The organism is Streptomyces tirandamycinicus (assembly GCF_003097515.1).
GTDB classification, from domain to species: domain Bacteria; phylum Actinomycetota; class Actinomycetes; order Streptomycetales; family Streptomycetaceae; genus Streptomyces; species Streptomyces tirandamycinicus.
The window spans coordinates 4,767,683-4,780,479 of record NZ_CP029188.1 but is presented as its reverse complement, the minus strand read 5'-3'; the positions used below and the strand labels follow the sequence as shown (position 1 = coordinate 4,780,479).

The following is a 12,797-nucleotide window of genomic DNA, read 5'->3' as shown; positions in this document are numbered from 1 at the left end:
GCGGCCACACACGGCCGGTGGTGCGGCCGGCCGTCGACTGCCCGCCTGACCGCCCGGCGCCGACCGCCCGGCTCGACCCCACGCCGTCTGTCGAGCCGGAAGTGGTGCGCCGGGAGGCAGGTCACCGTTCCGCCCACGCGGCGAGAGCCGGCGGCGGAGCGCGGGGCCCCGGCCGTCACACCCCGGCCGTCACACCGCTGGCGACATCGCGGGCGGCATGACGGCCGGGTCGTGACCCGTCGCGCGGGTACGCCTCAGAAACCGGCGGGCTCGGTGTACGTGCCCCACTCGTCCCGCAGCGCGTTGCAGATCTCGCCGAGCGTGGCCTCGGCGCGGACCGCCTCGAGCATCGGCTCGATCATGTTCGAGCCGTCGCGGGCGGCATCCAGCATCCTCTCCAGCGACGCCTTGACGCGGGCGTCGTCGCGGCGCTCCTTGCGGTCGCCGAGGATGCGCACCTGCTCCCGCTCGACCTCGTGGCTGACGCGGAGGATCTCCAGATCGCCGGTGACCGAGCCGTGGTGCACGTTGACACCGACGACCCGCTTGTCGCCCTTCTCCAGCGACTGCTGGTAGCGGAAGGCCGACTCGGCGATCTCGCCGGTGAACCAGCCGTCCTCGATACCGCGCAGGATGCCGGAGGTGACGGGCCCGATGGGGTGCCTGCCGTCCGGTTGGGCGCGCAGTCCGCGCTCCTTGATCCGGTCGAAGATCTTCTCGGCGTCGGCCTCGATGCGGTCGGTGAGCTGCTCCACGTACCAGGCGCCGCCGAGCGGGTCCGCCACGTTGGCGACGCCGGTCTCCTCCATCAGCACCTGCTGCGTACGCAGGGCGATCTCGGCGGCCTGCTCCGACGGCAGCGCCAGCGTCTCGTCCAGGGCGTTGGTGTGCAGCGAGTTGGTGCCGCCGAGGACGGCCGCGAGGGCTTCGACGGCCGTGCGCACCACGTTGTTGTACGGCTGCTGCGCGGTCAGCGAGACACCGGCGGTCTGGGTGTGGAACCGCAGCCACTGCGCCTTGTCGGTCCGCGCCCCGTAGACCTCCTTCATCCAGCGGGCCCAGATGCGGCGGGCCGCGCGGAACTTGGCGATCTCCTCGAAGAAGTCCAGGTGCGCGTCGAAGAAGAAGGAGAGGCCGGGCGCGAACACGTCCACGTCCAGCCCCCGGCTGATGCCGAGCTCGACGTACCCGAATCCGTCGGCCAGCGTGTACGCGAGCTCCTGCGCGGCCGTCGCGCCCGCCTCGCGGATGTGGTAGCCGGAGACGGACAGCGGCTTGTACGCCGGGATGTCCCGGGCGCAGTACTCCATCAGGTCGCCGATGAGGCGCAGATGGGGCTCCGGCTCGAACAGCCACTCCTTCTGGGCGATGTACTCCTTGAAGATGTCGGTCTGGAGCGTGCCGTTGAGGACGCCCGGGTCGACGCCCTGCCGCTCGGCGGCGACGAGGTACATGCAGAAGACGGGGACGGCGGGACCGCTGATCGTCATCGATGTGGTGACGTCGCCGAGCGGGATGTCCTTGAAGAGGATGTCCATGTCGGCGGCGGAGTCGATGGCGACTCCGCAGTGGCCGACCTCGCCGAGGGAGCGGGGGTCGTCGGAGTCGCGGCCCATCAGCGTCGGCATGTCGAACGCCACGCTGAGCCCGCCGCCGCCGGCGGCCAGGATCATCTTGTACCGCTCGTTGGTCTGCTCGGCGTTGCCGAAGCCGGCGAACTGGCGGATGGTCCAGGTGCGGCCCCGGTAGCCCGTCGGGTACAGACCGCGCGTGAACGGGTACTCGCCCGGCCATCCGATCCGCTCGAAGCCGTCGTAGGTGTCGCCGGGCCGTGGCCCGTAGACCGGCTCGACCGGATCACCGGAGAGGGTGGTGAAGTCGGCGTTCCGCTTCTTCGCGGAGTCATAGCGGGCCTGCCAGCGGCGGCGGCCCTCCTCGATGGCGTCAGCGTCCATACCGTCGAATTTACTAGGACGTCCAAGTAAATGTCGATGGCAGACCGCCGTACGCGTGCGTACGGCGGAGTGACTACGCCTTGGCGACCGCCGGCTCCGGCTCGTTGACCAGCGGCGCCACCGAACGTGTGACGGTGCGCTCGACGAAGAAGGCGACGAACGGGATCGTCCCGGAGAGCAGCACCCACAGCAGCCGGCCGAACGGCCACTTCGCCTTGGAGCCGAGGTCGAAGGCGAAGATCAGGTAGATGATGTAGAGGATGCCGTGCGCCTGGGAGACGGCGAAGGTGATGTCCTCACCCGTACCGAACCCGTACTTGAACACCATGCAGGTGCACAGCACCAGCAGCATCACGGCGGTGACGTAGGCCATCACCCGGTAACGGGTCAGGACGCTCTTCTTCATGGCGCCGAGCGTAACGGTCCGCTTTGGGCGATCTTCCGGCGGGTCGGCCCCTCCGGCGACCGGACCCCCGCGCCCCTCCGCGGAAGCGGGTCAGCCTTGGTCAGCATTCGTCGAAGTCGTGCGCGGCGACCCTGAGCGGCCGCAGCAGCGCGAAGATCTCCGCGCACTCCTCGGCGTCGTAGGCGCCGAGCCCGAAGTCCATCTCCATCAGGTCGCGGGTGGCCGCCTCGACGACCTCGCGCCCCTTGTCGGTGATGGAGGCCAGCGTGCCGCGGCCGTCGTTGGGGTTGGGACGCTTGGCGACCAGGCCGGACCGCACCAGGCGGTCCACGGTGTTGGTGACGGAGGTCGGGTGGACCATCAGCCGCTCGCCGATCTTGGACATCGGCAGTTCTCCGGCCTTGGAGAAGGTGAGCAGCACCAGCGCCTCGTACCGCGCGAAGGTGAGCCCGTACGGCTTGACCACGGCGTCCACCTCGGCGAGCAGGATCTGGTGCGCCCGCATGATCGAGGTGATGGCGGCCATCGAGGGCACGGGGCCCCAGCGCTGCTGCCAGAGCTCGTCGGCTCGGGCGATGGGGTCGAAGGGAAGGCTGAGCGGCTTCGGCACGGCACCGACCTTACCCACTGGTCATATGCTGGTCAGCCCCGTCTCGAACTTCGGTCCTCCCCCGGGCCGGACCCCGGGCGCCCCGGGGCGCGGAGACCGGCCGGGCGGAGGCCGCGCGGCATTCAGACAGGCGTCGGGCAGGAGTCCGAGCCAGGCACGGGCCAGGCACGGGCCAGGCAGGAGCCAGAAGCCAGTCAGGAGCCAGTCAGGAGTCCGAGCCGGGCAGCAGTCTGGAGTCAGGCGGCCTCAGGGGGAGAGATGACGCTCCACGGTCTCGACCTTGCTCGTCAGGCCGTCCGTGACACCGGGCCTGATGTCGGCCTTGAGGACGAGGGAGACGCGCGGGGCGCGCGCCTCGACCGCGGCCACCGCGCGCCTGACCACGTCCATGACCTCGTCCCACTCGCCCTCGACCGAGGTGAACATCGCGTCCGTGCGGTTCGGCAGACCGGACTCGCGGACGACGCGGACGGCGTCGGCGACGTACTCGCCGACGTCCTCGCCCACGCCGAGCGGCGTGACGGAGAAGGCGACGATCACGCGTTCACCGTGCCCTCGCGGCGGGCGCGGGAGGCGATGACCGCGTCCTCGGCGGCGCGCTTGAGCTTGCGGTCGGCGTAGAAGCCGCCGAACGGCAGCACCGACAGGGCGAAGTAGACCGCGGCGGTCTTGACGTCCCACTTGGCGCGGTTCCAGGCGTCCAGCCAGAAGATCACGTACAGGACGAAGAGGGCGCCGTGGATCGCGCCCATGACCGGGACCGCGTTGAACTCCGTCGTGCGCTTGAGCACCGAGCAGACGAGCAGCAGCAGGAAGGACACGGCCTCCGGTGCGGAGACGAGCCGGAGGCGGTGGAGGGCGGAGGCGGTCTTGATGTCCACGGGAGGCACCTTCAGGGGCTTCGGAGGGGGGATGTTCTTGTGAACGGACGCACAAGCGTAGCCATTCTGGCATCGCGCCCTTCCCACCCCTCGCCCGGGTGGCCTCGGGGTCGGGTCAGGGTCGGGTTCATTCCAGGGGGCCTGTCCGAATCCACGCCCCGCCCAGTACCTTCACCCCCGTGGCAATGTTCCGACTGCAAGGCAGCAAAGTGCTCGCCGTCGACATGACCGGGGACTCCGTCAAGGCGAAGAACGGGTCCATGGTCGCGTACGACGGCCGGATGGACTTCAAGAAACTGACCGGCGGCGGCGAGGGCCTGCGCGGCATGGTGACCCGCCGCCTCACCGGCGAGCAGATGGCCCTGATGGAGGTGAAGGGCCAGGGCACCTGCTACTTCGCCGATCGCGCCTCCGAGATCAACCTCGTCTCCCTGCACGGCGACAAGCTGTACGTCGAGTCCAGCAACCTCCTCTGCACGGACGGCGGGCTGCGCACCGGCACCAGCTTCACCGGACTGCGCGGCGGCGCGACCGGCAACGGCCTGTTCACCACGACCGTGGAGGGCACCGGCCAGGCCGCGATCATGTCGGACGGTCCCGCCGTGGTGCTGCGGGTGACGCCCCAGTACCCGCTCTCCGTGGACCCGGGGGCCTATGTCGCACACCAGGGCAATCTCCAGCAGCAGTTCCAGTCCGGGGTCACGTTCCGGACGCTGCTGGGCGAGGGCGGCGGCGAGGCCTTCCAGATCCGGTTCGAGGGCGACGGGCTCGTCTATGTGCAGCCCAGTGAGCGGAACACCGTGGGAGGGGACGTCTGATGCCGTTCCGCGAGGTCAACTCGAAGATGGTCGAGGCGACGGTGGTCCCCGGCCAGAAGATGTACAGCCAGCGCGGCGCGATGCTCGCCTACCGGGGCGACGTCTCGTTCACCCCGAACATCACGGGAGGCCAGGGCGGGCTGATGTCGATGATCGGCCGCCGGGTCACCAACGAGGCGGCTCCGCTGATGACGGTGGAGGGGTCCGGCACGGTCATGTTCGGCCACGGCGGCCACCACATCCAGGTCATCGGCCTCACCGGCGACACCCTGTACGTCGAGGCCGACCGGCTGCTCGCCTTCGACGGCACGCTGCAGCAGGGCACCATGTTCATGGGCTCGCAGGGCGGCGTGATGGGGATGGTGCGCGGGCAGGTCACCGGCCAGGGCCTGTTCACCACCACCCTGAAGGGCCACGGCTCGGTCGCGGTCATGGCGCACGGCGGGGTGATCGAACTGCCGATCACGCCCGGCCGGCCGGTCCATGTCGACCCCCAGGCGTACGTCGCGCACCACGGCGACGTACGGAACAAGCTCTCCACGGCGCTGGGCTGGCGCGACATGGTGGGGCGCGGCTCGGGCGAGGCGTTCCAGCTGGAGCTGAGCGGCAGTGGTGCGGTGTACGTCCAGGCGTCGGAGGAGAAGCTGTGAGCACGCCGGTGGTCCATGACCCGATGTCGCTGCCGAGCGACGACAACGTCAATTCGTACACCTTCTGCGTGGAGCTCAAGGGCTCCCAGTGGTTCCTGCAGAAGGGGAAGATGATCGCCTACTACGGGCGGATCGACTTCAACGGGATCGGCCACGGCCGGCTGGACCGGCTGATGCGCACCAGTTTCCACTCGCCGCTGCACGCGAGCGACTGGGTGGTCGCCGAGGGCAGCGGCAAGATGCTGCTCGCCGACCGGGCCTTCGACGTCAACTCGTTCGACCTCGACGACGGCAATCTGACGATCCGCGCCGGGAACCTCCTGGCGTACCAGCCCTCGCTGGCGCTGAAGCAGTCGATCGTGCCGGGCTTCCTCACGCTGATCGGCACGGGCAAGTTCGTCGCCGCGTCGAACGGGCCCGTGGTCTTCATGGAGCCGCCTATCCGGGTGGACCCGCAGGCGCTGGTGGGCTGGGCGGACTGCCCCTCTCCGTGCCACCACTACGACCACGGGTACATGAGCGGGGTGATGGGCGGCCTGCGGCAGCTTTCCGGGATCGGCGGGGCCTCCGGCGAGGAGCACCAGTTCGAGTTCGTGGGCGCGGGCACGGTGCTGCTGCAGTCGACCGAGACGCTGATGCCGGAGGTGGCGACGGGTGCGGTCCCGCACGCGGACGGGGTGCCCGGCGGTGGTCACGGCCCTGGTCAACACGGCACCGCCCCGCGTCTCCCCGGTCAGCTGGGGGACCTCCAGCGTCGCTTCGGGTTGTGAGCGGTAGGCTGCGGAGTGTGACGTCGAACGTCTGCACCCTTCACGGGGGACTCGGGGTGCCGGATGTCACCGTCCCCGATTTCGTCCGGATTTCAACTTCTTAGGGTAGCATCCACATATGGAGACCGAGACGGCCACACGCTGGCTGACCGATACGGAGCAGTGCGCCTGGCGCACCTATCTGGACGTCAACAGGTTGCTGACGTACCAGATGGAGAAGGATCTGCAACCGTTCGGCCTGACCAACAACGACTACGAGATCCTCGTCAACCTCTCGGAGTCCCCCGAGCGGCGGATGAGGATGAGCGACCTGGCGGCGGCCACGCTGCAGTCCAAGAGCCGGCTGTCCCACCAGATCACCCGCATGGAGAACGCGGGCCTGGTGCGCCGGGAGAACTGCGAGTCCGACCGCCGCGGGCTGTACGCGGTGCTCACCGACCAGGGCATGGAGACCATGCAGAAGGTCGCGCCGCACCACGTCGAGTCCGTGCGCCAGCACTTCATCGACCTGCTGTCCCCGGAGGCGCTGGCCGACCTCCACGAGTCCCTGAAGCCCGTGGCGGAGCACCTGCGCGGCCGCCGCGGCAGGGTCTGACGGTGCCCGCACGCGCCGCCGGCTCCGGCGCCGGCCGCTGACGCCGACGCGCGGGCCCGCGGACCGCGCCGCGCCGTGCCGTGCCGTGCCGTCCGAGCACGTGCCCTGGGGGAATGGGCACGGGCGAGGCCGGGGCGGTGCGGGGACGGCCGCACCGCCCCGGCCCGCCGCCGGGTCAGGGCGCCAGGGGCAGACGGAGCACGAAGAGAGCACCGCCGCCGGCCGCCGCCGAGACCGTCAGCGTGCCGCCGTGGCGCCGGGCCACGTCCCGGGCGATCGCGAGCCCGAGACCCGCGCCGCCCGCATCCCGGGTACGGGCGTCGTCGAGGCGGACGAAGCGTTCGAAGACCCGCTCACGCTCCTGCTCCGGCACCCCCGGACCGTCGTCCGCCACGGTGAGCACCGCGTCGCGGCCCTCGCGCCGGACCGTCACGGCCACCGTGCGGCGCGCATGCCGCTGCGCGTTGTCCAGCAGATTGCCGAGGGCCCGGGCCAGCTGCCCGGGCGACCCCGCCACCGCCACCGGCTCCCCGGCCTCCACGGCCACCGGCAGACGGTCCGCGGCGCCGCGCAGCGCGACCTGCTCGCGGACCGTCTCCGCAAGGTCCAGCCGGGTCCGGCCGGGCCTCTCCCCCGCGTCCAGCCGCGCCAGCAGCAGCAGATCGGCGGCCAGTTGCTGCAGGCGCACGGTGTCGGCGACCGCACCGGCCACGTCCAGCAGACCGGGGTGCGCGGCGCCCACCTCCAACTGGGTGCGCAGGGACGCGATGGGGCTGCGCAGCTCGTGCGAGGCGTCCGCGACGAAACGCCGCTGCCGCTCGACCGAGGCCTCCAGCGAGGCGAGGGTCTCGTTGGTCGTCCGGGCCAGCCGGGCGATCTCGTCACGCGAGTCCGGCTCGGGTACGCGCCGGGAGAGATCCTCGGACGCGGTGATCGCCGCCATCTCGCTGCGGACGGCCTCCACGGGGCGCAGCGCACGTCGCGTCACCAGCCAGGTCACCCCGGCCACGACGGCCAGCAGCGCGGGCAACCCGATCAGCATGGCGTCCCGGACCGTGTCGACCGCCCGGTGCACGGCGGCCAGCGACGCTCCGGCGGTGACGGTGACGCTCCCGCCGTGGCTGCCGTCCGCCCGTACCGCCGCGAAGCGGTAGTCCGCCGTCTCCCCGTCGACCGTGGCGGTGCCGTTTCCGAAGCGCGGCCGGTTCCCGTCGCCGTCCGGGGCGTCGGGCGTCCCGGTCATCGCCTCCAGGTCCTCGCTCGCCGCGCGCTCCCGGCCGTCCCCGGCGGTCACCCGCACCGGATGGTCCTCGCCGTCCGGCAGGTCCAGACCGTCGTAGGGCACACCGAGGTCGAGCTGGGTGGCGACGTTCCGGGCGGTGGCCTCGGCCTGCAGCCCGGCCTGGTCGGTCAGACTGGCCCGCAGCACGAACAGCACGGTCAGCCCGGCACCGATCAGGGCCACCGCGACGACGAGCGTGGCCCCCAGCGCCGCCCTGGCCCGTACCGAACTCACCGGTCCGCCAGCCGGTAGCCGGCGCCGCGCACCGTCTGGATCGCCGAGGCGCCCAGCTTGCGGCGCAGCGAGCTGATGTAGACCTCGACGATGTTCGGATCGCCGTCGTAGGCGAAGTCCCAGACGTGCTCGAGGATCTCCGGTTTGCCGACGACTTCGCCGGGGCGCAGGGCGAGCTGCTCCAGGACCGCGAACTCCTTGGCGGTGAGGGCGATCTCGTCGTCGCCCCGGTGCACGCGCCGGGCGGCCGTGTCGACGGTGATGTCCCCGGCCCGCAGCACCGGCAGGGCGCTGCCGGCGCGCCCGCGGCGGCGCAGCAGCGCCTTGATCCGGGCGACGAGGACGACGTACGAGAACGGCTTGGTCAGATAGTCGTCGGCGCCGGTGTCCAGCCCCTCGGCCTCGTCGTACTCGCCGTCCTTCGCGGTCAGCATCAGGATCGGGACGGCGTTCCCGGCGGCGCGGAGGGCGGCGCAGACGCGGTAGCCGTTCATGCCCGGCAGCATGACGTCGAGGAGGACCAGGTCGTACGGGCACTCGCCGGCGCGGTGCAGCGCCTCCAGGCCGTCGTGGACCACGTCGACGGCGTAGCCCTCGGCGGAGAGCCCGGCGGCGAGGGACCACGCGAGCCGCTTCTCGTCCTCCACGATCAACAGCCTCATGGGCAACAGCGTCGCAAACGGAACCTGAAGGCGCCTTCAGGTGCCTTCAGGCGGGCTTCAGCGTTACCCGGGCAGGGTGGATCCCGTCATCACGTCCCGTCACCGGAAGGCACGACTCATGAGGCGACGCACACTGGCCATCGCGACCCTCACCGCGGCGCTCCTCGCCGGAGGAGGCACCGCCGGCGCGTTCGCCGCACAGGACGGGGACGGGGACCGTGGTGAACCGCCACAGTCGAAGATCACCATTTCCCAGGCGATCGGCACGGCCCTGGACACGGCACCGGGGACCGTCACCGGCGCCGGCCTGGACGACGCCGAGTGGGAGGTCGACATCCACGGCGAGGACGGCGACCGCCACGACGTGACCGTCGACGCGGCCACCGGGAAGGTCGTCTCGACCGAGAGCTCGGACGGCGACGATCACGCGCCGTCGGCGCGGGACGCGAAGGACGCGCCGGTCACGGCCGCCCGCGCGGCCGAGGCCGCCGAGTCCGCCGTCCTCGGCACCGTGACCTCGGTCCAGCTCGACCACTCCGACGATCCGGGCGGCGCCGTCGTGTGGGAGGCCGAGGTCCGGGGGCTGGACGGCCGGGAGCACGAGCTGACCGTGGACGCGAAGACCGCGAAGGTCTCGACGGAGGCGCGGGAGGCCTCAGGAGCGGAGTCGGACAAGGACGGATCGGACGGCGACGGGTCGGACAGGGACGGGTCGGACGGCGACGGGCACGGCGACAGGCACGGCGACGCCTGCGACCGGGACGGGGACACCGACGGCGACTGACCATGCGGATCGGCCGTGGCACCGGACGGCGGACACGCGCCGCCCGCCGTCCGGGGGCCGTACCGGGAGGACCGGCCGGTAGGGGCCGGTACGGGCCGGGCCGGATCGGTACGGATCGGTACGGATCGGTAGGGGTCGATCCGGGCTGGTCCGGGTTCGATCCGGCCGGGGCGTCGCGGCGCCGGGCCGCCGGCCGGGACGGGGCGCGTCCCCGTGCCGCCGCCGTGGGCCGTCTTCGTGCCCCGTCTTCGTGGCCCGCCGCCGTGACCGGGCCCGCCCGGCGCCTCTGAGGCGGGCGCGCCCGGCACCGAGGCGCCGGGCGGGGCTCAGTCGCCGGTCAGGCCCGCCACCAGTTCGTCGGCCGCCGCGTAGGGGTCCAGTTCGCCCGCGACGATCCGCTCCGCGAGGGCGCCCAGGCGGCGGTCGCCGCGGAGGTCGCCGATGCGTTCGCGGAGGGCGGTGACGGCGATGGTCTCCACCTCGTGCGCGGCGCGCCGGGCGCGGCGTTCGGCGAGGACACCGTGCTCCTCCATCCAGGCGCGGTGCTTCTCCAGGGCCTCGACGACCTCGTCGACGCCCTGCGCCCGCGCGGCCACCGTCTTCACGATCGGCGGACGCCAGTCGCCCGGCCCCCGGGACTCGCCGAGGCCGAGCATGTGGTTGAGCTCGCGGGCGGTCGCGTCGGCGCCGTCGCGGTCCGCCTTGTTGACCACGTACACGTCGCCGATCTCCAGGATCCCCGCCTTCGCGGCCTGGATGCCGTCGCCCATCCCGGGCGCCAGCAGCACCACGGACGTGTCGGCCTGGGAGGCGATCTCCACCTCCGACTGGCCGACCCCGACCGTCTCCACGAGCACCACGTCGCAGCCGGCCGCGTCGAGGACCCGGATCGCCTGCGGCGCGGCCCAGGCGAGACCGCCGAGGTGGCCGCGGGTGGCCATCGAACGGATGTAGACCCCCGGGTCGGAGGCGTGCTCGGACATCCGCACCCGGTCCCCGAGCAGCGCACCGCCGCTGAACGGGGACGACGGGTCGACGGCGAGCACCCCGACCCGCTTGCCGGCCTTCCGGTACGCCGTCACCAGCGCCGAGGTGGACGTGGACTTGCCGACGCCCGGCGAACCGGTCAGGCCCACCACGTACGCGCCCCCGGTCAGCGGCGCGAGCTCCGCCATGACCTCGCGGAGCTGCGGGGACGCCCCCTCGACGAGTGAGATCAGCCGGGCCACGGCCCGCGGCCTGCCCTCCCTCGCCTGGGCGACCAGCTGGGGGACGTCCACCATCGTGCGTGCTCCGATCTCCGAGAGGCTTACTTCGCCGGCACGCGCACGATCAGCGCGTCGCCCTGGCCGCCGCCGCCGCACAGCGCCGCCGCGCCGATCCCGCCGCCGCGCCGCTTCAGCTCCAGCGCCAGGTGCAGCACGATGCGGGCGCCGGACATCCCGATCGGGTGGCCCAGGGCGATCGCGCCGCCGTTGACGTTCACCTTTTCCGGGGACACCCCGAGGTCCTTCATCGACTGCACGGCGACCGCGGCGAACGCCTCGTTGATCTCGATGAGGTCGAGGTCGGAGACCTCCAGGCCGTCCTTCCTCAGGGCGTGCGCGATCGCGTTGGACGGCTGGGACTGCAGCGAGTTGTCCGGGCCCGCGACGTTTCCGTGGGCGCCGATCTCCGCGATCCAGTCCAGACCGAGCTCCTCGGCCTTGGCCTTGCTCATCACGACCACGGCGGCGGCGCCGTCGGAGATCTGCGAGGAGGTGCCGGCCGTGATCGTGCCCTCCTTGGCGAACGCGGGGCGCAGCTTGCCCAGCGACTCGACGGTGGTCTCGGCGCGGATGCCCTCGTCCTTGCTGAAGACGACCGGCTCGCCCTTGCGCTGCGGGATCTCGACGGGCGTGATCTCGGCCTCGAACAGGCCGTTCTTCTGCGCGGCGGCGGCGCGCTGGTGGGACAGCGCGGCGATCTCGTCCTGCTCGGGACGGGCGATGCCGAGGCGGGTGTTGTGCTTCTCGGTGGACTCGCCCATGGCGATGCCCTCGAACGCGTCGGTGAGACCGTCGTGCGCCATGGCGTCGAGCATCCCGATCGCGCCGTACTTGAAGCCCTCGCGGGACTTCGGCAGCAGGTGCGGCGCGTTGGTCATGGACTCCTGGCCGCCGGCGACGACGATGTCGAATTCACCCGCACGGATCAGCTGGTCGGCGAGGGCGATCGCGTCGAGCCCGGACAGGCACACCTTGTTGACCGTGAGCGCCGGAACGCTCATCGGAATGCCGGCCTTGACGGCGGCCTGACGGGCCGGGATCTGCCCGGCGCCGGCCTGCAGCACCTGGCCCATGATCACGTACTGCACCTGGTCGCCGCCGATGCCGGCCCGGTCCAGTGCGGCCTTGATGGCGAAGCCGCCCAGGTCGGCGCCGGAGAAGGACTTCAGAGAGCCGAGCAGCCGTCCCATGGGGGTGCGGGCCCCGGCGACGATGACGGATGTGGTGCTGTTCGTTCCGGTCATGAGAGGCGATCCCCTTCCAGCACGGCGGCTGAGGAGTGAACGAGGGTTTACTCGAACTGTACTGAGCGGTCCGCGTTCGGGTCACCGGGCTGCGTGTGTGATCGCGCGCACGTTGCGTAACCACCACCGGGGGCGCTGCACTGGAGGCATGCTGACGCGAATCGACCACATCGGGATCGCCTGTTTCGACCTCGACAGGACCGTCGAGTTCTACCGGGCCACCTACGGCTTCGAGGTCTTCCACACCGAGGTCAACGAGGAGCAGGGCGTCCGGGAGGCCATGCTCAAGATCAACGAGACCTCGGACGGCGGGGCCTCCTACCTCCAGCTGCTGGAGCCCACCCGCGAGGACTCCGCGGTCGGGAAGTGGCTGGCCAAGAACGGCGAGGGGGTCCACCACATCGCCTTCGGCACGGCGGACGTGGACGGTGCCGCCGACGACATCCGGGGCAAGGGCGTACGGGTCCTCTACGACGAGCCGCGCATCGGTTCGATGGGCTCCAGGATCACGTTCCTGCACCCCAAGGACTGCCACGGAGTCCTCACCGAACTGGTCACTTCCGCCGCCCCCTCATCAGCGGAGCACTGACCGCCGGGATTCCCGGCCCGGTAGAGTGGGCCGCTCCGGGCCGGGGCCG

Annotated in this window: 15 protein-coding genes; 6 read left to right on the top strand and 9 right to left on the bottom strand. The window is 71.6% G+C overall.

Annotated elements, in window-relative coordinates; genetic code table 11:
- Nucleotides 1–254 precede the first annotated feature (254 nt).
- The 5 genes from icmA to DDW44_RS21220 all read right to left on the bottom strand — a co-directional run bounded on the left by icmA (nucleotide 255) and on the right by DDW44_RS21220 (nucleotide 3,852).
- Nucleotides 255–1,955, bottom strand: coding sequence for a coenzyme B12-dependent isobutyryl-CoA mutase large subunit (icmA, locus tag DDW44_RS21240; protein WP_108907383.1), 1,701 nt, complete (start codon nucleotides 1,953–1,955; stop codon nucleotides 255–257).
- A gap of 73 nt (nucleotides 1,956–2,028) precedes the next feature.
- Nucleotides 2,029–2,361: a DUF3817 domain-containing protein gene (locus tag DDW44_RS21235; protein WP_027735108.1), complete on the bottom strand. Its 333-nt coding sequence runs from the start codon at nucleotides 2,359–2,361 to the stop codon at nucleotides 2,029–2,031.
- A gap of 100 nt (nucleotides 2,362–2,461) precedes the next feature.
- A complete protein-coding gene (locus DDW44_RS21230; protein WP_108908898.1) occupies nucleotides 2,462–2,971 on the bottom strand; it encodes a MarR family winged helix-turn-helix transcriptional regulator in 510 nt (169 codons plus the stop codon).
- Nucleotides 2,972–3,217: 246 nt separating this feature from the next.
- A complete protein-coding gene (locus DDW44_RS21225) occupies nucleotides 3,218–3,511 on the bottom strand; it encodes an MTH1187 family thiamine-binding protein (protein WP_108907382.1) in 294 nt (97 codons plus the stop codon).
- Nucleotides 3,508–3,852, bottom strand: a complete 345-nt coding sequence (locus tag DDW44_RS21220) for a DUF3817 domain-containing protein (protein WP_018891375.1) — start codon at nucleotides 3,850–3,852, stop codon at nucleotides 3,508–3,510. Before DDW44_RS21220 ends, DDW44_RS21225 begins: the two co-directional genes overlap by 4 nt.
- Before the next feature lie 185 nt (nucleotides 3,853–4,037).
- On the opposite strand from DDW44_RS21220, the gene DDW44_RS21215 reads away from it, so the two are divergent.
- The 4 genes from DDW44_RS21215 to DDW44_RS21200 all read left to right on the top strand — a co-directional run bounded on the left by DDW44_RS21215 (nucleotide 4,038) and on the right by DDW44_RS21200 (nucleotide 6,685).
- The gene (locus tag DDW44_RS21215) at nucleotides 4,038–4,670 is read left to right on the top strand and encodes an AIM24 family protein (RefSeq protein WP_026165122.1); all 633 of its coding nucleotides are present in this window, start codon (nucleotides 4,038–4,040) and stop codon (nucleotides 4,668–4,670) included.
- On the top strand, nucleotides 4,670–5,320 hold the full coding sequence (locus DDW44_RS21210; RefSeq protein WP_017946852.1) for an AIM24 family protein: 651 nt from the start codon (nucleotides 4,670–4,672) through the stop codon (nucleotides 5,318–5,320). Before DDW44_RS21215 ends, DDW44_RS21210 begins: the two co-directional genes overlap by 1 nt.
- Complete coding sequence (locus tag DDW44_RS21205; RefSeq protein ID WP_170812368.1) at nucleotides 5,317–6,090, top strand: AIM24 family protein; 774 nt, start codon at nucleotides 5,317–5,319, stop codon at nucleotides 6,088–6,090. Before DDW44_RS21210 ends, DDW44_RS21205 begins: the two co-directional genes overlap by 4 nt.
- A gap of 118 nt (nucleotides 6,091–6,208) precedes the next feature.
- A complete protein-coding gene (locus DDW44_RS21200) occupies nucleotides 6,209–6,685 on the top strand; it encodes a MarR family winged helix-turn-helix transcriptional regulator (RefSeq protein ID WP_027735104.1) in 477 nt (158 codons plus the stop codon).
- 175 nt (nucleotides 6,686–6,860) lie between these two features.
- Here DDW44_RS21200 and DDW44_RS21195 read toward each other — a convergent pair whose 3' ends face one another.
- Nucleotides 6,861–8,201: a sensor histidine kinase gene (locus tag DDW44_RS21195; RefSeq protein WP_108907381.1), complete on the bottom strand. Its 1,341-nt coding sequence runs from the start codon at nucleotides 8,199–8,201 to the stop codon at nucleotides 6,861–6,863.
- The gene (locus DDW44_RS21190) at nucleotides 8,198–8,863 is read right to left on the bottom strand and encodes a response regulator transcription factor (protein WP_026165123.1); all 666 of its coding nucleotides are present in this window, start codon (nucleotides 8,861–8,863) and stop codon (nucleotides 8,198–8,200) included. Before DDW44_RS21190 ends, DDW44_RS21195 begins: the two co-directional genes overlap by 4 nt.
- 118 nt (nucleotides 8,864–8,981) lie before the next feature.
- Here DDW44_RS21190 and DDW44_RS21185 point away from each other — a divergent pair, with 118 nt between their 5' ends.
- Nucleotides 8,982–9,647, top strand: coding sequence for a PepSY domain-containing protein (locus DDW44_RS21185; protein ID WP_108907380.1), 666 nt, complete (start codon nucleotides 8,982–8,984; stop codon nucleotides 9,645–9,647).
- A 326-nt stretch (nucleotides 9,648–9,973) separates the two neighbouring features.
- On the opposite strand, the gene meaB is transcribed toward DDW44_RS21185, so the two are convergent.
- Both meaB and DDW44_RS21175 read right to left on the bottom strand, forming a co-directional pair.
- Entirely contained in the window at nucleotides 9,974–10,930 is a 957-nt protein-coding gene (gene meaB / locus DDW44_RS21180; RefSeq protein WP_018891382.1) for a methylmalonyl Co-A mutase-associated GTPase MeaB, read from the bottom strand.
- 26 nt (nucleotides 10,931–10,956) lie between these two features.
- On the bottom strand, nucleotides 10,957–12,159 hold the full coding sequence (locus tag DDW44_RS21175) for an acetyl-CoA C-acetyltransferase (protein WP_018891383.1): 1,203 nt from the start codon (nucleotides 12,157–12,159) through the stop codon (nucleotides 10,957–10,959).
- Nucleotides 12,160–12,307: 148 nt separating this feature from the next.
- On the opposite strand from DDW44_RS21175, the gene mce reads away from it, so the two are divergent.
- On the top strand, nucleotides 12,308–12,748 hold the full coding sequence (mce, locus tag DDW44_RS21170; RefSeq protein WP_017946860.1) for a methylmalonyl-CoA epimerase: 441 nt from the start codon (nucleotides 12,308–12,310) through the stop codon (nucleotides 12,746–12,748).
- Nucleotides 12,749–12,797: the final 49 nt, after the last annotated feature.

Excerpts from the sequence above, each read along its gene's own strand:
- icmA (WP_108907383.1), bottom strand. The coding sequence starts at position 1,955 with ATGGACGCTGACGCCATCGAGGAGGGCCGCCGCCGCTGGCAGGCCCGC.
- DDW44_RS21235 (WP_027735108.1), bottom strand. The coding sequence starts at position 2,361 with ATGAAGAAGAGCGTCCTGACCCGTTACCGGGTGATGGCCTACGTCACC.
- DDW44_RS21215 (WP_026165122.1), top strand. The coding sequence starts at position 4,038 with ATGTTCCGACTGCAAGGCAGCAAAGTGCTCGCCGTCGACATGACCGGG.
- DDW44_RS21210 (WP_017946852.1), top strand. The coding sequence starts at position 4,670 with ATGCCGTTCCGCGAGGTCAACTCGAAGATGGTCGAGGCGACGGTGGTC.
- DDW44_RS21200 (WP_027735104.1), top strand. The coding sequence starts at position 6,209 with ATGGAGACCGAGACGGCCACACGCTGGCTGACCGATACGGAGCAGTGC.
- DDW44_RS21190 (WP_026165123.1), bottom strand. The coding sequence starts at position 8,863 with ATGAGGCTGTTGATCGTGGAGGACGAGAAGCGGCTCGCGTGGTCCCTC.
- DDW44_RS21185 (WP_108907380.1), top strand. The coding sequence starts at position 8,982 with ATGAGGCGACGCACACTGGCCATCGCGACCCTCACCGCGGCGCTCCTC.
- meaB (WP_018891382.1), bottom strand. The coding sequence starts at position 10,930 with ATGGTGGACGTCCCCCAGCTGGTCGCCCAGGCGAGGGAGGGCAGGCCG.
- DDW44_RS21175 (WP_018891383.1), bottom strand. The coding sequence starts at position 12,159 with ATGACCGGAACGAACAGCACCACATCCGTCATCGTCGCCGGGGCCCGC.
- mce (WP_017946860.1), top strand. The coding sequence starts at position 12,308 with ATGCTGACGCGAATCGACCACATCGGGATCGCCTGTTTCGACCTCGAC.